The organism is Burkholderia sp. MR1-5-21, from assembly GCF_053427715.1.
On sequence record NZ_JBSAXD010000020.1, the window covers coordinates 109,687 to 134,619 of the forward strand.

Consider the following 24,933-nt stretch of genomic DNA (forward strand, 5'->3'; position numbering starts at 1 on the left):
TGAAACCGTAAGCACCGCGACGCAGAATGCGGCCATATCAGGAACGACGGAGACGCAACTTGGATTTGCACCTGCAACACAAGGTCGTGATCGTGACGGGCGGCGCGTCCGGCATCGGCGCGGCGATCTCGCTGCGGCTGGCTGACGAAGGCGCGATTCCGGTGGTGTTCGCGCGCCATGCACCGGACGACGCGTTCTGGCGCGACCTGCAGCAGCGGCAGCCGCACGCGGCATTCTTCGAAGTCGAACTGCAGGACGACACGCGGTGCCGCGACGCGGTCGCGCAGACCGTCGCGCAGTTCGGCCGGCTCGACGGCCTCGTCAACAACGCGGGGATCAACGACGGCGTCGGCCTCGATGCGGGCCGGGACGCATTCGTCGCGTCGCTCGAGCGCAACCTGGTCCATTACTACGTGATGGCACATTACTGCGTGCCGCACCTGAAGGCGGCGCGTGGCGCGATCGTCAACGTGTCGTCGAAGACGGCCGTCACCGGGCAGGGCAACACGAGCGGCTATTGCGCGTCGAAGGGCGCGCAGCTCTCGTTGACGCGCGAATGGGCGGCGGCGCTGCGCGACGACGGCGTGCGCGTGAACGCGGTGATTCCCGCGGAAGTGATGACGCCGCTCTATCGCAAATGGATCGCGGGTTTCGACGACCCCGACGCGAAGCTGGCCGAGATCGCCGGCAAGGTGCCGCTCGGCCGGCGCTTCACGACCGCCGACGAGATTGCCGACACGGCGGTGTTCCTGCTGTCCGAACGCGCGTCGCATACGACGGGGCAATGGGTGTTCGTCGACGGCGGGTATACGCATCTCGACCGCGCGCTGGGCTGACCCGCGCGACCGCACTCCGATCGAGGACCGCTCATGCCACCCGACCCGATTCCGCAGCCGTCTCCGCCGGCCGACCCGCACCGCGCGGCGGCCGGGCGTGCGCCGCTGCTCGCGCTGCACGGCGTCAGCAAGCGCTTCCCGGGCGTGCAGGCGCTCGACGATTGCCGCTTCGACCTGCTGCCGGGCGAAGTGCATGCGTTGATGGGCGAGAACGGCGCCGGCAAGTCGACGCTGATGAAGATCGTTGCGGGCGTCTATCAGAAGGACAGCGGCGAGATCCTGCTGGACGGCCGCGCGGTCGACATCGCCGATCCGCGCGCCGCGCAGGCGCTCGGCATCGGCATCATCCATCAGGAGCTGAACCTGATGAATCACCTGAGCGTCGCGCAGAACATCTTCATCGGCCGCGAGCCGCGCGGCCGGCTCGGCGTGTTCATCGACGAGGAGCGCCTGAACCGCGACGCGGCCACGATCTTCGCGCGCATGCGGCTCGCGCTCGATCCGCGCACGCCGGTCGGCCGGCTGACGGTCGCGCGCCAGCAGATGGTCGAGATCGCGAAGGCGCTGTCGTTCGATTCGCGCGTGCTGATCATGGACGAGCCGACCGCCGCGCTGAACGACGCGGAGATCGCCGAGCTGTTCCGCATCATCCGCGACCTGCGCACGCATGGCGTCGGCATCGTCTACATCTCGCACAAGATGGACGAGCTGCGCCAGATCGCCGACCGCGTGACGGTGATGCGCGACGGCAAGTATGTCGCGACCGTGCCGATGGCCGGCACGTCGATGGAGTCGATCATCGCGATGATGGTCGGCCGCCAGCTCGACACGCAGCATCGCGCGCCGCCCGACACGTCGGCGAACGACATCGCGCTCGAGGTGCGCGGCCTGACGCGCGGCCGCACGATCCGCGATGTCGGCTTCACGCTGCGGCGCGGCGAGATCCTCGGTTTCGCGGGGCTGATGGGCGCCGGCCGCACCGAGGTCGCGCGGGCGATCTTCGGCGCCGACCCGGTCGATGCGGGCGAGATCCGCGTGCACGGCGCGAAGGTCGCGATCCGCACGCCGGCCGACGCGGTCGCGCACGGCATCGGCTACCTGTCCGAAGACCGCAAGCATTTCGGGCTCGCGGTCGGCATGGACGTGCAGAACAACATCGCGCTGTCGAGCATGCGCCGTTTCGTGCGCCGCGGCGCGTTCCTCGATGCGCGCGCGATGCGCGACACCGCGCACGGGTACGTGCGGCAGCTCGCGATCCGCACGCCGTCGCTCGCGCAGCCCGTGCGGCTGCTGTCGGGCGGCAACCAGCAGAAGATCGTGATCGCGAAGTGGCTGCTGCGCGACTGCGACATCCTGTTCTTCGACGAGCCGACGCGCGGCATCGACGTCGGCGCGAAGAGCGAGATCTACAAGCTGCTCGACGCGCTCGCAGCCGACGGCAAGGCGATCGTGATGATCTCGTCCGAGCTGCCGGAAGTGCTGCGCATGAGCCACCGGATCCTCGTGATGTGCGAAGGCCGCGTCACCGGCGAGCTGAGCGCGGCCGACGCCACGCAGGAAAAGATCATGCACCTTGCCACGCTGCGCGATTCGTCCTCCGCAAGCTGATTCCGACGCCGACACGATCATGTCCAACGATACGCATCCCGTTCCACCCATGGCTTCCAGCGACACACCGGCCGGCGCCACCGGCTTCAGGGCGCGATTCTTCAATCCGGCCGCGCGGCAGAAGCTGCTCGCGTTCGCGAGCCTGCTGCTGCTGATCGTGTTCTTCAGCTTCGCATCGCCGAACTTCCTCGAGGTCGACAACCTCGTCACGATCCTGCAGGCGACCGCGGTCAACGGCGTGCTGGCGGTCGCGTGCACATACGTGATCATCACGTCGGGCATCGACCTATCGGTCGGCACGCTGATGACGTTCTGCGCGGTGATGGCCGGGGTCGTGCTGACCAACTGGGGGATGCCGCTGCCGCTCGGCATCGCCGCGGCGCTCGGCTTCGGCGCACTGTCCGGCTGCGTGTCGGGCATCGTGATCGCGAAGATGAAGGTGCCGCCGTTCATCGCGACGCTCGGCATGATGATGCTGTTGAAGGGCCTGTCGCTCGTGATCTCCGGCACGCGGCCGATCTATTTCAACGATACGCCGGGCTTCACGTCGATCGCGCAGGATTCGCTGATCGGCAACGTGATTCCGGCGCTGCCGATTCCGAATGCGGTGCTGATCCTGTTCCTCGTCGCGATCGGCGCGTCGATCGTGCTGAACCGGACGATCTTCGGCCGCTACACGTTCGCGCTCGGCAGCAATGAGGAAGCGCTGCGGCTGTCGGGCGTGAACGTCGACGCGTGGAAGATCGCGGTGTACACGTTCAGCGGCGCCGTGTGCGGGATCGCCGGCCTGCTGATCGCGTCGCGCCTGAACTCCGCGCAACCGGCGCTGGGTCAGGGCTACGAACTGGATGCGATCGCCGCGGTCGTGATCGGCGGCACGTCGCTGTCGGGCGGCGCGGGCAGCATCCTCGGCACCATCATCGGCGCGTTCATCATGAGCGTGCTGACCAACGGCCTGCGCATCATGTCGGTCGCGCAGGAATGGCAGACGGTCGTGACGGGCGTGATCATCATCCTGGCCGTCTACATGGACATCCTGCGCCGGCGCCGCCGCTGAGGCGGCGCGCGGCACGGATGCCGTCCGTTCGCGGCCGCGCGCCGCGACTCACCCCAGTCGATAGAACAAGGAGACACGAAGTGATCAGGAACAGGTTGCTCGGCATCGCGCTCGGCCTGTCGCTCGCGCTCGGCGCATCCGCCGCCGCGTACGCGCAGGAATCCTACATCCCGCTGATTTCGAAGGGCTTCCAGCACCAGTTCTGGCAGGCCGTGAAGTCGGGCGCGATGCAGGCCGCGAAGGATTACCACGTGAAGGTCACGTTCGAAGGCCCGGAAACCGAGGCGATGGTCGACAAGCAGATCGACATGCTGTCGGCCGCGATCGCGAAGAAGCCGGCCGCGCTCGGCTTCGCGGCGCTCGACAGCAAGGCCGCGCTGCCGCTGCTGAAGAAGGCGCAGGCGGAGAAGATCCCGGTGATCGCGTTCGACTCCGGCGTCGACAGCGACATTCCGGTGACGACCGCGGCGACCGACAACAAGGCCGCCGCCGCGCTCGCCGCCGACAAGCTGGCCGCCGCGATCGGCGGCGACGGCGAGGTCGCGGTGGTCGCGCACGACCAGACGAGCCGCACCGGGATCGATCGACGCGACGGCTTTCTCGAGCGGATGAAGAGCGCCCATCCGAAGGTCAGGGTGGTGACCGTGCAGTACGGCGAAGGCGATCAGCTGAAGTCGACCGAGGTGACGAAGTCGATCCTGCAGGCCTATCCGAACCTGAAGGGCATCTTCGGCACGAACGAGGGGTCGGCGATCGGCGTCGTCAACGGCGTGCGCGAGATGAAGCGCAAGGTCGTGATCGTCGGCTACGACTCCGGCAAGCTGCAGAAGGATGCGATCCGCAGCGGGCTGATGCTCGGCGCGATTACGCAGAATCCTGTCGGAATCGGTTACAAGACCGTCGAGGCGGCCGTGAAGTCGATCAAGGGTGAGAAACTGCCGAAGATCATCGATACGGGCTTTTACTGGTATGACAAGACCAACATCGACGATCCGAAGGTTGCGGCGGCGCTGTACGATTGAGCGTCGCGTGTATGTGTGCCGCATGCGGCGTCGGTGCGTCGCGACCGTGGCCGCGGCCCCAGGTTGCGACGATCGGTTCGCTACGGCAAGGCGACGCGCTTGACGCCGGAACACGAGACCGGCGTGCGACGCTGAACACGAGGACACCATGAGCGCACCGCGCATCGATTCCCACCAGCACTTCTGGCGCTATCGCGCGGACGATTACCCGTGGATCGGCGCGGGCATGGACATGCTCGCGCGCGATCGCCTGCCGGACGAATCGTGGCCGCTGATGCGCGCGCAGGCGCTGCATGCGTCGATTGCGGTGCAGGCGCGCGCGGGACGCGAGGAGACGCGGTTTCTGCTCGATCTCGCGCGCGACGATGCGCGCATCGCCGGCGTGGTCGGCTGGGAGGATCTCGGTTCGCCGCAGCTCGCGGAGCGCGTCGCCGAATGGCGCAGCCCGAAACTGCGCGGTTTTCGCCATCAGGTGCAGGACGAGCGCGATGTCGCGTCGTTCGTCGCGGACCCGGATTTCAATCGCGGCGTCGCGTGGCTGCAGGCGCATGGCTATGTATACGACGTGCTCGTGTTTCAGCGCCAGTTGCCGGACGTGCGCGATTTCTGCGCGCGCCACGACGCGCACTGGCTCGTGCTCGACCATCTCGGCAAGCCCGCGCTCGCCGATTTCGATCGCGACGATACGGCGTACGCGCGCTGGCGAGAAGCGTTGCAGGCGCTTGGCGCGTTGCCGCACGTCGCGTGCAAGCTGTCCGGGCTCGTCACCGAAACGGACTGGCGGCGCGGTTTGCGGGCGCAGGATATGCGGCACATCGAGCGATGTCTGGACGCGGCGCTGGAGATCTTCGGTCCGCAGCGGCTGATGTTCGGCTCGGACTGGCCGGTCTGCCTGCTCGCCGCGTCCTATGACGAGGTCGCGTCGCTGGTCGAGCGATGGGCGGCGAACCGCCTGTCGGCTGGCGAGCAGCGGGCAGTGTGGGGCGACACCGCGGTGCGTTGCTACGGGTTGCCTGCATGAAACCGTGGCATCGACCCGGCGAAACCGGCAGATAAAATAGCGTGGATGGTCCGCAGAAATGCTCCGGGGCTGCAGGCCGTTCCCTCCGAAACCGATCACCCCGCAAGTCAAGCATCAACGTATGTCCATCCAGCCGATTCAGAACCGCCGCCTCTACCAGCAGATTGCCGACCGGCTCAGCGCGATGATCGCGTCCGGCGACTTTCCGCCGGGCAGTTACCTGCCGCCCGAACGCGAGCTGGCCGAGCAGTTCGGCGTGTCGCGCACGTCGGTGCGCGAGGCGCTGATTGCGCTCGAGGTGAGCGGGCTCGTCAGCGTGCGCGTCGGTGACGGCGTGAAGGTCCGGCACCCGGAAACGGCTGCGGCGCCGGCGGTCGAACGCAGCGCGAAAGCACGCACGCTCGCGGTGGTCGAGATCGACCCCGAACTCGGCATCGAACTCGATCTCGATACGGAAATCCCGCCGTTCGCGCTGCTGCAGGCACGCCGGCTGATCGAGCCGGAAGCCGCGGCGCTCGCAGCGGCGCACGGCTCGGACGCGCAGATCGCCGGGATCCACGACGCCTTTCTGCGCAACGAGGAGGACAATCGCAGCGGCTCGCGCACGCATCCGGGCGATCGCCTGTTCCATATCCGCATTGCCGAAGCGAGCGACAACCCGGCCTATGCGCTGATGATCAAGCAACTGCTCGCGCGCAAGTACGATCCGATGTTCCAGCGGCTGCAGTCGCTGTACACGCCGAGCGACATGCCGCACCGGTCGGAACGCGAGCATCGCGCGATTCTCGATGCGATCCGCGCGCGGGATCCGGAAGCCGCGCGTCGCGCGATGGCCGAACATCTGGATGAGGTGATCCGGATTTTCGGGCGTGCCTGCGATTGATCTGATGAATCGGGCTGGCGCGTGACGACCGATGCGCCGGTCAGAGGCCGGTGCTACCGAAAACCCCAACCCCGGTTGCACTGTTCATCGCCGTTCGTGTCCTGTATTGTCCTTCCATCCCCGGTCACATAACCGGTGCATGGGAGGCGCACGATGCAGAAAAAGAATGCTGCAGCCGTCTGGATCCTGATCGCGATGGTGGTGGGAATCGTGATCGGCTACATGATCTTCACGAGCTTCCCTGACAAAAAGGCTACAGCCGAAATCGCCGGGTACATCTCGCTCGTATCGGACGTGTTCCTGCGGCTGATCAAGATGGTGATCGGGCCGCTCGTCTTCTCCACGCTGGTCGTCGGCATCGCGCACATGGGCGACGCGGCATCGGTCGGGCGCGTGTTTGCGAAGGCGCTCGGCTGGTTTATCACCGCATCGCTGATCTCGCTGCTGCTGGGGCTGTTCATGGCGAACCTGCTCAGGCCGGGCGATAACCTCGGCTTGCCGCTGCCGGACATCGGCGCGTCGGCGAACCTCGCGACGTCCAAGTTCACGCTCAAGGACTTCGTCGGCCACATGGTGCCGCGATCGTTCGCGGAGGCGATGAGCAACAACGAGATCCTGCAGATCGTCGTGTTCTCGATGTTCTTCGGCGTGGCGCTCGCCGCGCTCGGCGATCGCGGCAAGGTCCTCGTCGCCGCGATCGACCAGCTGTCGCACGTGATGCTCAAGATCACCGGTTACGTGATGAAGCTCGCGCCGCTCGCGGTGCTGGCCGCGATGGCCGCAACTGTCGCGGTCAACGGGCTGTCGGTCCTGCTGAAGTTCGCGGTCTTCATGGGCGACTTCTACGTCAGCCTGTTCCTGCTCTGGGCGGTACTCGTCGCCGCCGGTCTGCTGTTCCTCGGCCGACGCGTGTTCAAGCTGCTGGTGCTGATCAAGGAAGCGTTCATGCTGTCGTTCGCGACCGCCAGTTCCGAAGCCGCGTATCCGAAGATCCTGGACGCGCTCGACCGGTTCGGCGTTCGCCGCAAGATCTCGAGCTTCGTGATGCCGATGGGCTACTCGTTCAATCTCGACGGCTCGATGATGTACTGCACGTTCGCGGCGCTGTTCATCGCGCAGGCGTACAACATGCACCTTTCGCTCGGCACGCAGATCACGATGCTGCTGGTCCTGATGCTCACGTCGAAGGGGATGGCCGGCGTGCCGCGTGCGTCGCTCGTCGTGATCGCCGCCACGCTGCACCAGTTCGGGATTCCGGAGGCGGGGCTGCTGCTGATTCTCGGCGTCGACACGTTCCTCGACATGGGGCGCTCGGCCACGAACGCGGTAGGCAACTCGATTGCGAGCGCGGTGGTCGCGAAGTGGGAAGGGGAGCTGATGTCGGAGGCGGAAGCCGAGGCCAACCTGGCGCGCATCGACGCGGAGCAGGCGGGGACGATCGCGCATCCGGCGGATGTCTGACGGGGGCCGAGCAATGAAGATGCAGCGATTCTGGCGCGCGCTCGCGCTCGCCGGCCTCCTTGCCGCAGGCATGGCCGCGCGGGCCGACGACGCGACAGCGCCGCCCCCGCCGCGCGTCGAACCATTCGCGCCGGCCCAGTTGACCGGCACGCTCGCGAAAGTGCGCAACAGTGGCACGATCGCGCTCGGCTATCGCGACGCGTCGATACCGTTCTCGTACCTGAATGTGCGCAACCAGCCGATCGGCTATTCGATCGAGCTCTGCAAGGCGCTCGTGTCCGCGATCGAGGATGCGGTCAACAAGAATCTAGCGATCCGCTGGATACCGGTCACGTCGGACAACCGGATCGATGCGGTGGTCAGCGGCAAGGTCGACCTGGAATGCGGCTCCACGACGAGCAACCTCGAGCGTCAGAAGCGCGTGGCCTTCTCGCCGATCATCTTCGTGGCCGGCACGAAGGTCATGGTGAAAGCGGGCTCGCCGATCCGCTCGTTCCGCGATCTCGCGGGCAGGAAGGTCGCGGTGACGGCCGGCACGACCAACGAGAAGGCGCTGCACGACCTTGACGCGCGATTCAAGCTCGGAATCCAGTTGCAGATCGTGCCGGACCACGCGCAGGGCTTCGCGCTCGTCGCAAGCGGCCGCGCCGACGCGTTCGCGACCGACGACGTGCTGCTGTACGGCCTGATTGCCGAGAATGCGGGCAAGGGCGGCCAGTACGAGGTGGTGGGCGATTACCTTTCGTACGACCCGTACGGGATCATGTTCCGCAAGGATGATCCACAGCTCGCGCGGGTCGTGAAGGACACGTTCGTTGAGCTGGCCGTCGACGGCGAGATCACGCGTCAGTACAAGCGCTGGTTCCTGCGTCCGCTTCCGTCGGGCACCAGCCTCAACCTGCCGATGAGCCCGCAACTGGAGACCATTATCGAGGCGATCGGCGTCAAGGCGGAATGAGCGCTGCGGGCGGGTGTTCAACGCCGATTACGCCCGCGTACCTGGCGTAACTCGGCGCTGCTTCATCAGCATGTACGCGTCGACTGCTCCGAAGCCATCAATGCATCGCCTTATCCTCTGCCAGACCGGCATCTTCCATGCTTGCCTTGCGCACGAAGCGGCGGCGCAGCCACTGCTCGAAATCATCCACATACGTAAACCCCACCGGAATCACGATCAGGCTCAGGAGCGTCGAAGCGAGCAGGCCGCCGATCACGACGATGGCCATCGGCTGGCGGAAGCTGGGCTCCGCTCCCAGGCCGAGCGCGTTGGGCAACATGCCGGCCCCCATCGCGATGGTCGTCATCACGATCGGGCGCGCCCGCTTGCGGCAGGCGTCCATCAGCGCGTCGAGCCGGCTCATGCCGCGTTTGCGTCGGGCGATGACCGCATACTCGACCAGCAGGATCGAATTCTTGGTCACGATGCCCATCAGCATCAGCAGGCCGATCAGCGCCGGCATCGAAAAGCTCATGCGGGTGACCAGCAGCGAGAACAGCGCGCCGCCGACCGACAACGGCAGCGCGCACAGGATCGTGGCCGGCTGCAGGAAATCGTGAAACAGGAGCACGAGCACCGCGTACACGCAGAAGATGCCGATCGCCATCGCAAGGCCGAAGCTGCTGAACAGCTCGCCCATGCGCTGCACTTCGCCTTGCTGAACCTGGCGGACGCCGGACGGCAGATGCCTGAGCGCCGGCAATTGCTGCGCTTCGCGGTTGACTTCCCCGAGCGTGCGTCCGTTCAGTTCGACGGACAGCGTAACGTTGCGGTCCCTGTCGAGCCGATCGATCTGCGACGGCCCGCTGCCGATGGAGAGCGTGCCCACCGACGCCAGCGTCACGCTGCCGTGGGTGCCTGCCACGCGAAGTTGTCCGATGGCATCGAGATCCTGCCGCAACGCCGGATCGATACGCGCGCGCAGCGCAATTTGCCGTTCCGGAAGATTCAGCTTGGGCAGCGACGTCGAATAGTCGCCGTAGGTGCCGATGCGAAGGGCGTCCGCCGCCGCCTCGGCCGTCACGCCGAGCGCGGCGGCCCTGGCAGGGTCTGGCCGGAACTGCACTTCCGGGCGTTGCAGCGCTGCGCTCGACGTGACGTTGCCGATGCCGCGCAGCGTGCGCAACTGCTTTTCCAGCGCTGCTGCCGCGGCTTCCAGCGAACTCGCGTCGCTGCCGGCCAGCGTGATTTGCAGCTTTTCGCCGTTGCCGCCGTTGTTCACCGATAGCTGCACGCCGGGCACGTCGCGCAACTGCGTGCGAATCGCGTCTTCCACCGCCGACTGCTTGAGGCTGCGTTCGTTGCGCGGGACCAGATCGACGATGAGCGTCGAACTGCGCGCGTCGGTCGACGTGCTGGCGCCGCCGGGCGCGCCGTTGCCGTCGTCGGCGCGCCCGACGGTCGCAAACACGTCCTTGACCTCGGGCAGCCGGCGGATCAGCGCCTCGGCCTGAAGCACGGTGGCGCGACTCGATTCCAGCGTGCTGCCCGGCGCCAGCTCCAGCCTGACCTGGGTCTGCGACTTGTCCTGCAGCGGAATGAAGCCGGTCTTCAACGCGCCGATCATCGCGAAGGAGACCAGCAGGAACACGCCGACGGCCGCCATCGTCCGGCCGCGCTTGCCGAGGCACGCGCGTACCCAGCGCAGATAGCGTGTCATCAGCGGGCTGTCGTGTTCGGCGTGACCGGCGGCCTTCATCAGGTAAGCGGCCATCATCGGCGTGAGCAAGCGAGCGACCAGCAGCGACATCACCACGGCGACCGAGGCGGTCACTCCGAACTGCCGGAATATGAGCCCGGGAATGCCGGCCATGAAGGCCGTCGGCAGGAATACCGCCACCAGCGTGAACGTGGTGGCGATCACCGCGAGGCCGATCTCGTCGGCGGCTTCCATCGCGGCCTGGAACGGCGACTTGCCCATGCGCAGATGGCGCTCGATGTTTTCGATCTCGACGATCGCGTCGTCGACGAGAATGCCGACCACCAGCGAAAGGGCGAGCAGCGTCACCGTGTTCAGCGAATACCCGGCCAGGTACATGAAGCCGAACGCCGGGATGATCGACAGCGGCAGCGCCGCCGCCGACACCAGCGTGGCCCGGCCATCGCGCAGGAACCACCAGACCACCAGGATCGCCAGCACCGCACCCTCGATCAGCATGCTCATCGAGCCTTCGTAGTTCTCCTCGACGGGGGCGACGGTATTGCTGGCTTCGACGAGACTCACTTGCGGATGCGCGGCGGCAAACGCGCTGACGGCGCCGCGCAAGTCGTGCAGCACGGTCACGTCCGAATTGCCCTTGGCGCGCGTGATCTGCACGCCGATGACGGGCTGGCCGTTCAGATAGGCATACGTGGTGCGGTCCGCGGCGCCGTCCGACACGCGGGCGATCTGGTCGAGACGCACGCGCCGGCCGTCGCCGGTGGCGATGGTCAGCGCGGCCACGTCCTGCGCGGTACCGATGCCGATCAGCGTACGCGCCGATTGCCGCTGGTTGCCGATATCGCCCTGTCCCCCCGAGCGGTCGCGCTGCATCGCGTTGAGCTGGGTCGACACGGTTTCCGCCGTCAGGCCGAGACCGGACATCAGCGCCGGGTTCAGGTCGATCTGCACTTCGCGGTCGATGCCGCCGATCCGCTCGACCTTGGAGATGCCCTTGACCGCGAGCAGCGCCTTGGACAGATCGTTGTCGACGAACCAGGACAGGTCCTGTTCGTCCAGCACCGCGGAGCGCGCCGTGTAGGTGACGAGCGCGGAGGTCGCGGCGTCGACTTTCGAGACGGTCGGGGCCGCCATTTCCGCGGGAAGGTCGGCGCGCGCGCCGTCGACGGCATTGCGCACTTCGCTCAGCGCGGCCTGCGGGTCCTTCTCCAGCTGGAACGAGACGCTGATGTCGACCGCGCCGTTGGTAATCTTCGTCGTGATGTGGTCCAGTTTCGACAGCGAGGTTAGTTTGTCCTCGATCTTGCGGGCCACCTCGTTCTCCAGTTGCGACGGCGCGGCACCTTCCAGGCTGGCGGAGATGTTGATGGTCGGCAGATCCATGTCCGGAAAATCCTGCACCTGCAGCCGGTGGAAGCCAAGCAGGCCCAGGACGGTCAGCAGGATGAAGCACAGCACGATCGGGACGGGATTGCGGATCGACCAGGAGGAAACGTTCACAGCGCCCCCCGTTGTGCGATGCTGGTTGCCGCGGCGATGCCGCCGAGCCCCTTCTGCTGCGCGACCTTCACGAGCGCGCCGTCCGACAGGAAGCCGCCGCCGCCGGCCACGACGCGCATGTCCGCCGTGAGCCCGGACACGATTTCGCAGCGACCGTCGTGGCGGCGTCCGGCCATCACGGTGCGCCGCGCGACGGACGTGCCGTCGCGATTCAGCACGTACACGTCGGTGCGGCCGTCGCGCTGCACCAGCGCCGATTCGGGCAGCGTCAGTACCCTTGCCGTACCGAGCTGGATCGAGCCGCTGGCGAACATGCCGGGCTGGGCGTCATGTCCGTTCAGCGCGACGTAGACGATCGCGCGGCCGGTATTGGTCGACAGCGTCGGCGAGACGAGCCGCACCGTGCCGTCGATCACTTTTCCGCCCGGCAACGTCACGCGCGCCGGCTGCTGCGCGCGAACGCGCGCGAGCTGCTGCAAGTCGACCTCCGCCTGCCATTCGACTCGCCCCTGGCGAACCAGCCGGAACAGCTCCGTGCCGGCGCTCACCACGTTGCCCAGCAATGCAGAGCGCGACGAAATGGTGCCGTCGTCGACCGCGACGATGCGCGTCTGCGACAGCGCGATACGCTTGTTCTGCAATTCGGCTTCGGCCGACGCCAGGGCGGCGCGGTCGACGGTTTCAGTGATGCGGTACTCGTCGAGCTTCTGCGCCGACAGCGCGCCGCTGTCGGCGACGCTCTTCGAACGCTTCAGGTCGGCCTCGGCCTGCTGCAGGTTGGCGCGTGCCTGCGCAACGGCGGCCTCCTGCTTGCGCAGCTCCGCCGTTGCCGCGGCATCGGCAAGCCGGGCGAGCAGTTGACCGCGCTTGACCTCGCTGCCCACGTCGACCAGCAGTTCGCTGATGCGCAGGCTGCCCGTCTCGGCGCCGATCACCGCTTCCTGCCACGCGGCCGTGTTGCCGTTGGCCTCGATGGTGTCGGGCCATTCGAGGTACTGGGGGGCCACCAGGCTGACTGTCAGTGCGGCAGGCGCCGCCTTCGTCTCGGCCGCGGCGTGGGAATCGGGCGCGAGCCGCCACGCGGCGACTCCGGCGATGATGATGAAGGTGGCCAATGCGACCTTGCGGCGACTCAGCTTCACTGTGTGGTTCCTTGCGAGGTGGCGGATGGAGTGGGTGTGGCGCGGGCGACCGGCATCGCGGCATCGTTGCCCTGCCAGCCGCCGCCGAGGGCCTTGTTGAGCGAGATCCAGCTGCGGACACGATCCCGCTGCAGTTCGATGTAGGTGATCTCGGTGCTCGTCCGCGAGCGGCGCGCTTGTTCCAGCGTCAGCAGCGTGTCGAAACCTGCGTGCCAATTCGCTTCGATCGCCTGCTCGTAGCGTCGGTACTGTTCGGCCGCGCGGCGCGCATCGTCGCTGCGGCGCTCGGCGCCATCGAGATCGGTCAGCGCCACTTCGACTTCCTTGACCGCCGTGCGGACGGTGCTGCGATAGGCGGCAAGCTGCTCGTCGTAGCTGGCTTGCGCCGAATCCACGGCGGCCTTGCGCTTGCCGGCGTCGAACAACGGCACCGACAGGCTCGGGCCGAACGACCAGGTGGACAGCGGGGAGACCAGGTTGCTGGCCGACAGCCCGATCGAGCCGGACAGCGACAGGCTCGGGAAACGATCCGCGCGTGCCTTGCCGATGGACGCATAGGCGGAAGCCAGCGCGCGCTCGGACGATGCGAGGTCGGGCCGCTGGCGGACGAGGTCGGCCGGCGCGGACGTCACGCGGAACGCCGCCGGCTTCGGCAGGTCGGGCGCGTCCGTCCGGTCGACGATGCGCCGCAATTCCGGCTCGTCGGCGCCCGTGAGCGCCACCAGCGACTTGACCAGCTCTTCGCAGGTGACGTTCTGCTGCGTGGCCGTTGCGTTGGCGCTGGCCGCGGCGGCTTCCGCGAGATAGCCGTCGGACGCCGACGTCATGCCGGCCGCGACCGACGCGCGCGTGCTGCCTTCGGTTTTCGCGTAGGACGCCGCCGACTGCTGATAGGCGCGGGCAAGCAGGCGGCATGCGCGGTACTGCACGTAATCGTCGGCCACCTCGGCGGCCAGCGAAACGCGCGCGTCGTGCCAGTCGTCGATACGGGCTTCCAGTTGCGCTTGTGCGGATTCACGTTGCGAGCGCACCTTGCCGAACAGATCGATCTCCCAGGAAGCGTCGAGCGAGCCGCTGCGCGTCGTCGTCAGGCTCGTGGCGGTGGTATTGCCCACTGCGATGGCGGACTTTTCCCGCGTGACCGACGCGCTGCCGGTGAGTGACGGCCACGCGTCCGCGCCGTTGGACACCACCGTCGCGCGCGCATCGTTGATTCGGGCGACCGCTTTCGCGAGCGTCGGGCTGTCGGCCTCGGCCAGGCGGACGAGTTCGGGCAGCGCCGGGTCGTCGAAGCGTCCCCACCAGTCGACCAGGTTCTCGACGCTGCGGCCGTGCGGCAGTTCGGCGTGCCAGCCGGTGGCCGTGGCCATCCGCGGCGCCTGATACGGCGGCTGCAATGCGCAGGCGCATGTCACGAGGCTGCTCGCGATCGCGGCCAGCCACGCGCGGCGGCGCCGGTTTTGCTTGTTTCCAGTCAATGCGTGCTCCAAGGGCCCATGCCGGGCCAGTGAGCGCCATTGTCCGGAGTGCATGATCCAGCGCGGTACGGCTAGGTTAAGTTGCGTAAAGTTTTGCGGCGCGCCTTGGTCGAGCCATACCGGTTGCGCGATACTCGCGTCATGACGAATCCCGATCGATCCTCGACGACATCGGTGCTGCTGGTCGACGACGACGCCGAACTGACCGCAATGCTGGTGCAATATCTCGCGAACGAAGGTTTTGCCGCCGAGGTTGCGCACGACGGCGAGACCGGCGCGGCCCGCGCGCTGTCGGGCCGCTTCGCCATCGTGGTGCTCGACGTGATGATGCCGCGCCTGTCGGGCATCGAGGCATTGCGCCGGATTCGCGCGGCGAGCCGCGTGCCGGTGCTGATGCTGACGGCCCGCGGCGACGACATCGACCGCATCTCCGGCCTCAATCTGGGCGCCGACGACTATGTCCCCAAGCCTTGCACGCCCGGCGAGCTGGTGGCCCGGCTACGGGCCATCCTGCGCCGTGCGTCCGGCACGGGCGCGGCCAGCGCAGGCGGCCCGATCCACGCCGGCTCGCTCGTGCTGTGGCCTGCCAGCCGGCGCGCCACGTGGCAAGGCGAGCCGCTCGAATTGACCGGAACGGAATTCAGCCTGCTCGAAATCCTGGCGCGTCACGCCGGGCGGCTGGTGAGCAAGGAAGATATCTCGCTGCAGGCTTTCGACCGGCCGCTGGCACGGTTCGACCGGCGCATCGACGTCCATATCAGCAGCATCCGCCAGAAGCTGGGGCAGCGTCCCGACGGGCAACCGTGGATCGTCAGCGTGCGCGGCATGGGTTACCAGCTGCTGGCGGACTGAACCATGCAGTGGCCGCTCGGACGCCTGTTCTGGAGAAGTTTCGTCGTACTGTGGCTCTGCATGGTGGCGGCATTCCTTTGTGCCGGCTTCTATTTGTATGCAAGCGGTCACAACCCGCCTGATGCGCCGCCCTGGGTTCTGCTCGTACCCATGGTGTCGGGCGCCACGGTGGGCCTGCCGGTGGCCTTCGGGCTGGCCTGGTATCTGTCGAAGCCGCTGCGCCATCTCAGCATGGCGCTGCGTGACGCGGCACGATCGCGTTTCGACGTGCGCGTCTCGCCTGCGCTCGGCTCGCGCCGTGACGAGTTTGCTTATCTGGCACGCGAGTTCGACGACATGGCGGCGCGTCTCCAGCAGGCCGCGATGCAGCAGCGCCAGCTTTTTCATGACGTGTCGCACGAACTGCGGTCGCCGCTGGCGCGTATCCAGGCCGCGATCGGGCTCATGCAGCAAGACCCCCAATCGGCGGGCGCAATGACCGGGCGCATCGCGCGCGAAGCGGAGCGGCTCGATCAGCTCATCGAAGAGCTTCTGACCCTGCACAAACTGGAGGCGGGCGCGATGAACCCGGCGCGAGAACGCGTGGATGTCATGGAGCTGCTGGCCGACATCGTGCAGGACGCGGCCTTCGAGGCGCAGGCTCGCGAGTGCACCGTGACGCTGGACGCGCCGGGCAGCTTCGTGGCGGAAGTCGCCGGCGAGCCGCTTTACCGCGCTTTGGAGAACGTCGTGCGCAATGCGATCAAGTACACCGCTCCGCATACGACGGTGGAGGTGCGCGCATGCATGGCGAAATCGTCGCAGGAAGCCGATGACGGGGCGGGGTGGCTTGAAGTCAGCGTGAGCGACAGGGGACCGGGCGTACCGGCGGAATCGTGCGAAGAGATTTTTGAACCGTTCCGGCGTCTCGAGGCGCACCATCCCGACGCTGCGGTGCAGCTGGCGCCGGGCACCGGCCTGGGGCTGGCCATCGCGCGGCGCGCATTGGTGCTGCACGGCGGCGATATTCGTGCCGTGCCGCGAGAGGGCGGGGGACTTGTCGTGATCGCACGGTTGCCAAGGGTGGCGGCGACGAGCAGGTCAGCGCCACGACAATGAATGGAATCGCGCCGCCTCTCCCTTCCTTCATCGCGCGGCGACCATCGAGAGCCCATCGCTCCGGTGAGCGAAAACAGATCTAGCGATAAACCGGCAGCGAGGACAGCTTTCTGACAGTGTCCGAGCACGCTTGCGCCGCTTCCGCACCTTTCAGCAGAAAGTGCTCCTTGAAAAAACCGACGTGCTCGTCGCAATGATGGAAGTGGTGAGGCGTCAGCACGGCCGAGAATACGGGGGTGCCGGTTTCGAGCTGGACCTGCATCAGGCCGTTTATCACGGCTTGGGCGACGAAATCGTGCCGATAGATGCCGCCATCGACGACCAGGCCGGCTGCAACGATTGCGGCGTAGCGCCTGCTTTGAGCGAGCCGCTTCGCGTGTAGCGGAATCTCGAATGCGCCAGCGACTTCATAGAGATCGATGTCGCTCTCCGAATAGTCGTGCTTCTGCATGGACGCGACGAAGGACGTCTTGCACTGGTCGACGATATCGCGATGCCAGCACGCCTGCACGAAGGCGATACGAGGACGATTGGAACCCGTTGCGGAAACCGCGCAGGATTCGAAGGACGTGGACATGTTCATGGAATTCAGCCTGAATTGGGTAATTTGGCTCGCAGCCGCGGGCTCAACGCCAGCCGAGGCCCGGCGCGACGTGGGTCAGGATCGCCTCGATCGCATGTGCGCAATAGTCGACACCGAGCTGGTTCGGCACCGTCAGCAACAGCGTATCGGCCTCGGCGACGGCCTCATCCTGCGCGAGCGCTCGAATCAACTGGTCGGGCTCGGCTGCATACGAACGGCCGAAGATCAGACGCAAGTCGCCGAAATACCCGATCTGATCCTGGCCGTCGCCTTCGCGGCCAAAATGGCGGCGGTCCTCGTCGTTCACCAGCGCGAAGATGCTTCGGCTCACCGACACGCGCGGCTTGCGCGGATGCCCTGCCTCGCGCCAGGCCTCGCGGTACGCGCGGATTTGCGCAGCCTGCTGGATGTGAAACGGACGGCCGTCTTCGTCGTCCTTGAGCGTGGAGCTTTGCAGATTCATGCCGAGCCGCGCGGCCCAGCCCGCCGTAGCGACCGAGCTCGCCCCCCACCAGATGCGATCGCGCAGGCCCTCCGAATGCGGCTCGACGCGCAGCAGTCCCGGTGCGTTCGGAAACATTGCATGCGGGCTCGGTTCGGCAAAACCCTCGCCACGCAGCACGTTCAGGAACACCTCGGCATGATGGCGCGCCATCTCGGTACCCGTCTCGCCGTCGGCAGGCGCGTAGCCGAAGTGGCGCCATCCGTCGATCACCTGCTCGGGCGAGCCGCGACTGATACCGAGTTGCAGGCGCCCACCCGCGATCAGGTCGGCCGCACCGGCATCCTCGGCCATGTAGAGCGGGTTCTCGTAGCGCATATCGATAACGGCCGTTCCGATCTCGATGCGTCGCGTGCGCGCGCCAATGGCCGCGAGCAGCGGAAACGGGGCAGCGAGTTGACGTGCGAAGTGATGGACGCGGAAATACGCGCCGTCGGCGCCGAGCGCTTCTGCCGAGACCGCGAGTTCGATCGACTGTTGCATCGCGTCGGACGCCGAGCGTGTCTGCGAATGCGGTGAGGGCGCCCAGTGGCCGAACGAAAGGAAACCGATATTTTTCATCGAATGCGAAGGGAAGGAAAACTCACACGGGGACTGGCCTCCATCTCGCGAGTGAAGCCATCTCTCGTACGCCAATGTGTCCGTCATCGAGGCGTGTGGACAGCGACTGCTTGCAGAAAGAAGATAAGGGCAGCTAATCGAAGGCTGCCCTTTTCCTTTGACGAACGCTGCGAGTACCCGCCAAGACAACGGGCAAATTCAGGTCAGAAGATCAGGTTGAGGCTCAGGTAGCTTTGCAGCGCCCAGTTGACCTTCGGGTAAATCTCCGCGTTCTTCACGATCCCGAGCCCGACCTGGACAAACGCGCCGGGCAGAAAGTGGTACGCGTAGCTTGCGGTGATCGAGGCCAGGTTGTTGGCCGTATCGAGACCCCCGAATGCCGCTCTCAGGCCCGAACGGCTGAGCGAGTTGTCGGTAAAGACAAGGGAGGCCATGTCGAGCGGGCGCCCGGGAATGATGCCGAGGCCGTACACACGCGCTTCGTAATACCTCGAGAAGAGGTTCGTGTTGGGCGGTGCGTAGGTGATGGAAGCACCCGCGTAGATGCCCCGGAACGGCATGGACGGGTCAGGCTGTGTCAGCTGGTAGTCCACGGCGGCGTAGAGGCCCTTGTTGTTCTCCGTGCGGCCCGTGTCGAAGTTGGTGTACTGGGTCCAGTTGTAGACGCCGCCGGCGCGGAACCAGAGGTTATGCTGCTCGGGTGCCGAGGGCCGGTTGTAGCCGAATTCGTTGATCACGAGCGCTCTCGCGCCCGGGAAGGAGAAGCGCATGCCGAAGCCCTCGCTGTCGACGATCTTCTGGACGGACTCGTTCGGAATGGCGCGCGCAACGGCGATCTTGTCATAGAAGTGGTTCGGCGCGTTGTACTTGAACGTGATTCCCGGCGTGTTCAGGCCGGGGAAGGCGGCACCCACAACCCCGATGAATGCGGCCGACGGTCCGAGCGAGCCATTGGCAAAACTGCCTGCCACGTTCGCGCCCATGAACTCGTTTGCCATGACCATGTAGCCGACCTTCACCTCGAACATGTCGTGAAGGAAGGGCTGGAAGTAGGTCAGGCTGCCGATGTCGACGTTCTTCGGTCCATTGAGGTCGTTCGCGGCATTGGTGATTGCGTTCAGTTGAAACTCGAACTGGCCACCTTCCAGCCCGATCCTGCTCGCGTCGTAAGTAAAGACAACCCCCGTGCTGCCAAAGTAGTAGGTGGGGCGCCGGCCGTTGTAATTGGCGCCCGGGGTGTTGTCCCCGCGGAGGTTATACGCCATCCCGTTGAGACTGTAGCCGAGGAAATAAAGCCCGTTATCGGCCAGCTTGGTACGGATGCCGCCCGCATCGCCGATCAGCGAATCGCTGGCGAGGGGGAAGGGGGTGGCCCAACCCTTGACCCCGAGCTGGTCGAAGTTGTTGGTCGGCGGCGGCGGCATCGTGGCAGCCGCGGTTGCGGGAGTACTCGCCGGCTGGGGGACGACCGTCGGTTTGCCGACGGGTGCGTTGTTTTGCGCCGTTTGCTGAGCATCGTTCTGCGCGATGGTGCGGGCGGCCGCCGGGCCACCGGCAGCGGAAGGCGCGGTGTTCGGTGACGCTTGTTGAGCATCATTCTGTGCATTGGCCTGGGCCGGGGCAACGCTGGACCACATGGCTGCGCAGGCAGCAGCAATGACGAACTTCATGAGTATGTCTCCTTGCTTCTTCTATATGTGACGTTGGATCAGAGATGACTGTCTTGCGTAACGAAGATTGCAAAAAATATAGGAAAACTAATTAAAAGTGATCGATAGCCGGAGGCTTCCGGCTTCGATGGCTTCTCGAGTTATGAAGTCTGGCTTGGGCGCGGGGTGGCGCTCAAAGCGAAGAAGCCTTTTGATCCGACAGCCCGCTCTCGCGCCGAATCGATTTCGGTGATGCAAGAAGCTGCAGCAGTCCGATCAGCGCAGTCAGTGCAACTCCGACCGCAAAGGCCGGGCCATAGGTATGCAGGCGATCGTAGACCGACCCAGCCCCCATTCCGCCTATCGTGCCGCCAACCATGCCGGTTGCGAGAATGACGCCGTAAAGAATGGGAAAGGCCTTGGTGCCGAAATAGTTCGTGAGTGTGGTAATCCAGCAGACTTGCCCGGCGCCGTAGCCAAACCCGAACACGATCCCGAAGATGACCAGCGCGGGAAAGCCGGACGGTGCGATTGCGAGCGCGAGACCTGCGCTCAGCATCAGCATCGCACCGGCGCCAAGCAAGTGAGGCGGGATGCGGTCGCCAAGAAGCCCGGCAGCCGCGTTACCGGCCAGCGAAGCCCCGACAATGATCGAGAGTGCCGTAGCAGCAGTCGTGGAGTTGTAGCCGATGTCGTGCAAATGCTCGACGCCATGCGAAAGGAAGAATACCCAGACGATGCAGGTCGTGAGGCTGTAGAGCAGCAGGTATGCGTACTGCGGCGTGCGCATTGCTTCACCAACCAGCCACTGCGTAGGCGTCTTGTATACGCGCGTCCTCTTCGATTGACGATCCACCACGGGCGTGCTTACGTCGATACTGTGCGGGTCGGCCGAGAGCTTGCCCGGAATCATCCACAGGATCAGCACGCCGGCGATGATGAAGCAGCCGAGCGTCACCCACCAGGCGTCGCGCCAGCTGCCGGTCTTGTCGATCAGCCACGCGTATACCGGCGACGTTACGACCCCCGAAATGTCGATTGCCGAAAGAATCACGGAAACGGCCAACGCGCGCCGGTTCCGAAACCATGTCGCAACGATCGTCTGCACCGGCAGGACGCCGGAAGCGCCGACGCCGAGGCCCATTACCAAGCCGTAAGAAAGGATGAATGAAGGACCGGAAGAGACGACGGTGGCCATCAGGATCGCCCCGATCATCGCGAGGGCTACGCCGGCCAACGCGACATTCCTGATTCCGAAGTAACGGAATCCGAGAGCGACGCACGGTGCGGACAGGCTCATCAGTGCCACGAAAAGGCTGATGCCGCCGCCAAGGACCGTGCGGTCCATTTTCAGCGCGATCGCCATATGCGCATTGATCACGGCCGCACCGATAACGGGGGACGATACGATCAGCGCGACAATCAGCCATAAAGGAATCAGCTTCCAGGTCGGCGCGTGCCCGGCAGCCGATGCTGCTGCCGAGGCTGGGGCGTCGCTTCCCCCTGGCCGGGGAAAGGAAATGCCGGCTGCTTTGTTGCTACCTTCCATCTGATGCATGATTGTCTCCGCTCCGTATTATATTTGAGGCGAATCAAGAAGTTCGCCTTCCAAATTTGATGTATCCCTGTCCGCCTGTTTCAATTCCTTAGGCTGAGGGGCCATTACAGATGCTTGGCACGGCAACTGCATGGTTTTGCTTCAGCACCCGAAGGCTGCTGTGAGAGACCGCCTGCCTGGACAGATGGCTTGGCATCGACCCTCAAGCGGTCGAATTGACCACGGCTGCACAAGCGTCGCCGAGCTGCGGGTCGCAGCCCCCGGATTCACTGTTCCGATTCGAAGGTCTCGTACGGTTCGGGTGGCACCGGAACGAGCTGCGGGACGCGATCCGTGCTGTAGCTCGTGCTCGGGCGTGGTGGCTCGTCGTACGTTGCGTCCCCTTCGTTGAGCGGAGGCTCCGGCGGCGGCACTGCATCGACCCAGCTCTTGTAGTAGTCGGCAGCAAACGTCGAGTACACGCGCAGGTGCCAGATCCGCCAGCCCGCCTCGGTGCGGATGAAATCCACCGAGTACTTCAGCCAGTTCCAGAAGGCAATGCGCGGCGATCCCTCGACCCAGAAGAACTTGTGCGCCTCGTGGCCCGGCGAGTTCCATACCGCCTTCGCCGTCTGCGCATCGCCTGCCACCTCGATGATGGGCGTCGTCAGGGTGTGCTCGACCATCTCGCCACGAAGATCGCGTGGCGTGAGATCCTTCTCGAACAGCACCCCGAAGCACCGGCGCGCGGCATCGCGGCCGTAATATCGCCCGAAGGGCGCGTCGATCGACAGATCGTCCCGATCGGCGAAGAGCTCGACGATGCGCTCGTTCAAGTAGGCCGAGTGCAGGTACTGGTATTTGCTCATGAGGTTCTGGATCTCGACCGCGGCCTCGAGACGTTGGATCCGCTTTTCCAGCGACAGTCTGCTATTCATTCCGTCAACTCCTGTCGTCAATACAATGCATCCGCATGCTTGCCCAGTCCTTGTCCGAGCAGCACCCGACCAGCGAGCGACTGCGCATAGCGCCAATCGAGCACCGCGTGACTGCGCATCACCTGCGAGTTCCGGTTGATGAGGTCGAGCGGATGGCCGTCACGGTGAATGCTCGCGCCGGCGTTCTGCACGAGCGTATCGACGGCCCTCAGTGCCTCGGTGCCGCTGCCGGTGACGGCCAGATTCAGGCGGGCCCGTTCTTCCAGCGACGGATCCGGCGCGCCGCGCCGATAGAGTCGCTCGGTGCGGGCAACGGCGTCGTCCAGCAGCAGGCGCGCAACCTGTGCCTGTTGAGTCGCCTCGCCAAACGTCGAGTGGTTGCCTGATTCCTCCGCGTACGGCTGGCCGCTTTGCGGGCGCACGCGGTTGCCGATGATCGACGGGTAAAGCTCGAGCGCGGCTTCCGCAGTGCCAACGGCGACGGCGCCGTGGATCAACGACAGCACGCGATACATCGGGTATTGCAGCACTTCATATGACGGATAGAGTTTCGCGCCGTCGTTGTCTCGCGACGAGTACCGGACGAAGTCGACGACACGGTGCGCCGGAATGAAGGCGTCGTGAAGTTCGAAGTCGTTGGAGCCCGTCGCCCGCATGCCGGGAACGTGCCACGTGTCATGGATCTTGCCTTCGTCGATCCGTGCAACGACCGCCAGCGGACCTGTCGCCGGGTTACCGGCAGAGACGACAACCCAGTTCGAGTGCAGGATTGCCGACGCGAATCGCCACCGGCCGGTGATCCGATATCCCCCATTTACCAGCTCGGCTTTCCCGGGTGGCGCGGCCGCAGCAGCGGCGAGACCGAATCCGTCCGCGAAGATCTCGGCCTGCGCCTCGGCGTTCAGGCGCGAAAGCAGCCATTCGTGCGAGATCAGAAAGGCCGCAACCCAGCCCGCCGATGCGTCACCGCGGGAGATATGGCGGACGATGTCAATGAACTCGCCGAAGCTGATCGCCGACCCGCCCACCTCGACGGGGCGCATGGCGGTGAACAAACCGGCGTCCCTGAGGGCGTCGATGACCGCGTCGGAAACCCGGCGGGATGCGTCCGCCTCCTGGGCGTACTCCCGCGCAATGGGAGCCAGCTCCGCCGCGGCCTGGATCAAGGTTGCCGAACGCATCCGGCCTTCGCTAATGACTGTCATTTTTGAGTCCCGATTTGGTTTGCGATCTGGGCTTCGACATTCGGAAGCCCGCCGGCGAAGGTCTTGTCCTCCGATCGGCCCAGTGCATCGCGACCGCTCAACTCGGCGAGCGGATCGAAGCGGATTGCACCGTGAGAGCAGAGGACCCGGATGTCACGGTGAAACCGCTGAACCGGGTTGGCCAGGGCGAATGCGGCGGAGCCGAGGGCGGACTCGAGGTCCGCGATGGCGTCGGAGCACAGGCGAATCGCAAACACGAGTTCCATGTGCATGCGCGTCGCCTCAATCTGGGTCAGATCAAGCCTTGCGGCGCTCAACCGGTCGATGCCGTCGGCGACGCGCTCGACGGTCCCGCGAGCGACATCGATGCCGGCTTGCGACCGGCCTGCACTGATCTGCGCACCGGGGCAGTCCGCAATGGTCGGATAAAACGGAAGATTGAACGGCGTTCGCTTGGGCGCCTGCTGGACGAAGCACTCCAGCGCGCCTTCTGCCATGCCCAGTGCGACCGCAGCAAGGTTCAGCGTGATGACGACGATACGCGCCTGATCACGCCACGAGAAAGCGGCCCCCTGATAGCGGTCCTTCAGGGCATCCATCCGTGCGGGAAGCTCGGCGAGATCGAACATGCGGTGAGCAGGCATGAAGACTTCGTTTTCGATCACGATCGTGTTGCTCGCCGTTCCAGCCATACCGGCGGTGTTCCAGTCGTTGAGGATCTCGTAGGTCTCGCGAGGCAGCAGCGCAAGTCCGCGCGCCGGGCCGTTCTCTCCGTCGAAATCCGCACCGACCATTGCCCACTCGGCCGTGCGGCAGCCGCTTGCGAAGCCCCATCGCCCGCGAATCATCCAGCCACCATCGACCCGGCGCGCGGTGCCGACCTGGCGCGCGAAGATCGAGGCCGCCACCAGCCGTGGGCCATTCAGGCTTCGGCCGGTGCTGAACACTTCGCGAACTGCCTCATCCGGATAGGCCACGACCAGCAGGTGGTTATTGGCCGCGGTGCCGGCCAGCCAACCTGCCGAGCCATCGCCACGTCCCACTTCACGGAGCACTTCGACAATGTCGCGTGCGCCGGCGGCGAGCCCGCCGAATTCCATGGGGGTGCCGAGGTCGAATACGCCAATCTCACCAAGACGCTTCGAAATGTCCATGGTGAGTGACCGCTGACGCTCGGCTTCGTCCGCCTGGGCCCGCAATGCCGGCACAAGCTCTGCCACCTCGCGTCGCATGAGCGCGGCACTTTCCGACAACGTACTGTCCGGCGAGAACAACGATCTTCCCGGAGAGAATCTGCCCTGAGTCAAGAGCTCCTTTACTGCCTGCGCGGTATCGTTCATCGG

General features: G+C 65.7%; 20 protein-coding genes. 10 read left to right on the top strand and 10 right to left on the bottom strand.

What is annotated here, in order from left to right:
• Positions 1 to 59: 59 nt before the first annotated feature.
• The 8 genes from ACV229_RS25375 (at position 60) to ACV229_RS25410 (ending at position 8,846) form a co-directional block, all read left to right on the top strand.
• Positions 60 to 836, top strand: coding sequence for an SDR family oxidoreductase (locus tag ACV229_RS25375; protein WP_448085857.1), 777 nt, complete (start codon positions 60 to 62; stop codon positions 834 to 836).
• 33 nt (positions 837 to 869) lie between these two features.
• Positions 870 to 2,444, top strand: a complete 1,575-nt coding sequence (locus ACV229_RS25380) for a sugar ABC transporter ATP-binding protein (RefSeq protein ID WP_448085858.1) — start codon at positions 870 to 872, stop codon at positions 2,442 to 2,444.
• Positions 2,445 to 2,463: 19 nt separating this feature from the next.
• Positions 2,464 to 3,501, top strand: coding sequence for an ABC transporter permease (locus ACV229_RS25385; RefSeq protein WP_448085859.1), 1,038 nt, complete (start codon positions 2,464 to 2,466; stop codon positions 3,499 to 3,501).
• An 80-nt stretch (positions 3,502 to 3,581) separates the two neighbouring features.
• Positions 3,582 to 4,523: a substrate-binding domain-containing protein gene (locus ACV229_RS25390; protein WP_448085860.1), complete on the top strand. Its 942-nt coding sequence runs from the start codon at positions 3,582 to 3,584 to the stop codon at positions 4,521 to 4,523.
• Between the two features lie 148 nt (positions 4,524 to 4,671).
• Entirely contained in the window at positions 4,672 to 5,544 is an 873-nt protein-coding gene (locus ACV229_RS25395) for an amidohydrolase family protein (RefSeq protein ID WP_448085861.1), read from the top strand.
• A 121-nt stretch (positions 5,545 to 5,665) separates the two neighbouring features.
• A complete protein-coding gene (locus tag ACV229_RS25400; protein WP_448085862.1) occupies positions 5,666 to 6,427 on the top strand; it encodes a FadR/GntR family transcriptional regulator in 762 nt (253 codons plus the stop codon).
• A 153-nt stretch (positions 6,428 to 6,580) separates the two neighbouring features.
• On the top strand, positions 6,581 to 7,888 hold the full coding sequence (locus tag ACV229_RS25405; protein WP_448085863.1) for a dicarboxylate/amino acid:cation symporter: 1,308 nt from the start codon (positions 6,581 to 6,583) through the stop codon (positions 7,886 to 7,888).
• A 13-nt stretch (positions 7,889 to 7,901) separates the two neighbouring features.
• Entirely contained in the window at positions 7,902 to 8,846 is a 945-nt protein-coding gene (locus ACV229_RS25410; protein WP_448085864.1) for an amino acid ABC transporter substrate-binding protein, read from the top strand.
• A 97-nt stretch (positions 8,847 to 8,943) separates the two neighbouring features.
• Here ACV229_RS25410 and ACV229_RS25415 read toward each other — a convergent pair whose 3' ends face one another.
• The 3 genes from ACV229_RS25415 to ACV229_RS25425 are packed head-to-tail and all read right to left on the bottom strand — an operon-like array spanning position 8,944 to position 14,926.
• The gene (locus ACV229_RS25415) at positions 8,944 to 12,045 is read right to left on the bottom strand and encodes an efflux RND transporter permease subunit (protein WP_448085865.1); all 3,102 of its coding nucleotides are present in this window, start codon (positions 12,043 to 12,045) and stop codon (positions 8,944 to 8,946) included.
• Entirely contained in the window at positions 12,042 to 13,187 is a 1,146-nt protein-coding gene (locus ACV229_RS25420; protein WP_448085866.1) for an efflux RND transporter periplasmic adaptor subunit, read from the bottom strand. Before ACV229_RS25420 ends, ACV229_RS25415 begins: the two co-directional genes overlap by 4 nt.
• Positions 13,184 to 14,926, bottom strand: coding sequence for an efflux transporter outer membrane subunit (locus ACV229_RS25425; RefSeq protein ID WP_448085867.1), 1,743 nt, complete (start codon positions 14,924 to 14,926; stop codon positions 13,184 to 13,186). Before ACV229_RS25425 ends, ACV229_RS25420 begins: the two co-directional genes overlap by 4 nt.
• On the opposite strand from ACV229_RS25425, the gene ACV229_RS25430 reads away from it, so the two are divergent.
• Positions 14,807 to 15,517, top strand: coding sequence for a response regulator (locus tag ACV229_RS25430; protein WP_448085868.1), 711 nt, complete (start codon positions 14,807 to 14,809; stop codon positions 15,515 to 15,517). The genes ACV229_RS25425 and ACV229_RS25430 overlap by 120 nt on opposite strands.
• A gap of 3 nt (positions 15,518 to 15,520) precedes the next feature.
• Positions 15,521 to 16,615, top strand: coding sequence for a HAMP domain-containing sensor histidine kinase (locus tag ACV229_RS25435; protein WP_448085869.1), 1,095 nt, complete (start codon positions 15,521 to 15,523; stop codon positions 16,613 to 16,615).
• A 79-nt stretch (positions 16,616 to 16,694) separates the two neighbouring features.
• On the opposite strand, the gene ACV229_RS25440 is transcribed toward ACV229_RS25435, so the two are convergent.
• The 7 genes from ACV229_RS25440 to ACV229_RS25470 all read right to left on the bottom strand — a co-directional run bounded on the left by ACV229_RS25440 (position 16,695) and on the right by ACV229_RS25470 (position 24,930).
• Positions 16,695 to 17,198 (bottom strand): 6,7-dimethyl-8-ribityllumazine synthase, encoded by a 504-nt coding sequence (locus ACV229_RS25440; protein ID WP_448085870.1) that lies wholly within the window; start codon positions 17,196 to 17,198, stop codon positions 16,695 to 16,697.
• A gap of 43 nt (positions 17,199 to 17,241) precedes the next feature.
• Complete coding sequence (locus ACV229_RS25445) at positions 17,242 to 18,261, bottom strand: LLM class flavin-dependent oxidoreductase (RefSeq protein WP_448085871.1); 1,020 nt, start codon at positions 18,259 to 18,261, stop codon at positions 17,242 to 17,244.
• Positions 18,262 to 18,464: 203 nt separating this feature from the next.
• Positions 18,465 to 19,931, bottom strand: a complete 1,467-nt coding sequence (locus ACV229_RS25450; RefSeq protein WP_448085872.1) for a carbohydrate porin — start codon at positions 19,929 to 19,931, stop codon at positions 18,465 to 18,467.
• Between the two features lie 172 nt (positions 19,932 to 20,103).
• Positions 20,104 to 21,468, bottom strand: coding sequence for an MFS transporter (locus ACV229_RS25455; RefSeq protein ID WP_448085873.1), 1,365 nt, complete (start codon positions 21,466 to 21,468; stop codon positions 20,104 to 20,106).
• A gap of 266 nt (positions 21,469 to 21,734) precedes the next feature.
• Positions 21,735 to 22,385 (bottom strand): nuclear transport factor 2 family protein, encoded by a 651-nt coding sequence (locus tag ACV229_RS25460; protein WP_448085874.1) that lies wholly within the window; start codon positions 22,383 to 22,385, stop codon positions 21,735 to 21,737.
• Between the two features lie 17 nt (positions 22,386 to 22,402).
• Entirely contained in the window at positions 22,403 to 23,590 is a 1,188-nt protein-coding gene (locus tag ACV229_RS25465; RefSeq protein ID WP_448085875.1) for an acyl-CoA dehydrogenase family protein, read from the bottom strand.
• Complete coding sequence (locus ACV229_RS25470; RefSeq protein WP_448085876.1) at positions 23,587 to 24,930, bottom strand: acyl-CoA dehydrogenase family protein; 1,344 nt, start codon at positions 24,928 to 24,930, stop codon at positions 23,587 to 23,589. Before ACV229_RS25470 ends, ACV229_RS25465 begins: the two co-directional genes overlap by 4 nt.
• Positions 24,931 to 24,933 lie beyond the last annotated feature (3 nt).

What these genes read in the sequence shown, in the direction of transcription:
- ACV229_RS25380 (WP_448085858.1), top strand. Translation starts at nt 870, where the DNA reads ATGCCACCCGACCCGATTCCGCAGCCGTCTCCGCCGGCCGACCCGCAC.
- ACV229_RS25385 (WP_448085859.1), top strand. Translation starts at nt 2,464, where the DNA reads ATGTCCAACGATACGCATCCCGTTCCACCCATGGCTTCCAGCGACACA.
- ACV229_RS25395 (WP_448085861.1), top strand. Translation starts at nt 4,672, where the DNA reads ATGAGCGCACCGCGCATCGATTCCCACCAGCACTTCTGGCGCTATCGC.
- ACV229_RS25400 (WP_448085862.1), top strand. Translation starts at nt 5,666, where the DNA reads ATGTCCATCCAGCCGATTCAGAACCGCCGCCTCTACCAGCAGATTGCC.
- ACV229_RS25405 (WP_448085863.1), top strand. Translation starts at nt 6,581, where the DNA reads ATGCAGAAAAAGAATGCTGCAGCCGTCTGGATCCTGATCGCGATGGTG.
- ACV229_RS25410 (WP_448085864.1), top strand. Translation starts at nt 7,902, where the DNA reads ATGAAGATGCAGCGATTCTGGCGCGCGCTCGCGCTCGCCGGCCTCCTT.
- ACV229_RS25430 (WP_448085868.1), top strand. Translation starts at nt 14,807, where the DNA reads ATGACGAATCCCGATCGATCCTCGACGACATCGGTGCTGCTGGTCGAC.
- ACV229_RS25435 (WP_448085869.1), top strand. Translation starts at nt 15,521, where the DNA reads ATGCAGTGGCCGCTCGGACGCCTGTTCTGGAGAAGTTTCGTCGTACTG.
- ACV229_RS25440 (WP_448085870.1), bottom strand. Translation starts at nt 17,198, where the DNA reads ATGAACATGTCCACGTCCTTCGAATCCTGCGCGGTTTCCGCAACGGGT.
- ACV229_RS25445 (WP_448085871.1), bottom strand. Translation starts at nt 18,261, where the DNA reads ATGAAAAATATCGGTTTCCTTTCGTTCGGCCACTGGGCGCCCTCACCG.
- ACV229_RS25450 (WP_448085872.1), bottom strand. Translation starts at nt 19,931, where the DNA reads ATGAAGTTCGTCATTGCTGCTGCCTGCGCAGCCATGTGGTCCAGCGTT.
- ACV229_RS25455 (WP_448085873.1), bottom strand. Translation starts at nt 21,468, where the DNA reads ATGCATCAGATGGAAGGTAGCAACAAAGCAGCCGGCATTTCCTTTCCC.
- ACV229_RS25460 (WP_448085874.1), bottom strand. Translation starts at nt 22,385, where the DNA reads ATGAATAGCAGACTGTCGCTGGAAAAGCGGATCCAACGTCTCGAGGCC.
- ACV229_RS25465 (WP_448085875.1), bottom strand. Translation starts at nt 23,590, where the DNA reads ATGACAGTCATTAGCGAAGGCCGGATGCGTTCGGCAACCTTGATCCAG.
- ACV229_RS25470 (WP_448085876.1), bottom strand. Translation starts at nt 24,930, where the DNA reads ATGAACGATACCGCGCAGGCAGTAAAGGAGCTCTTGACTCAGGGCAGA.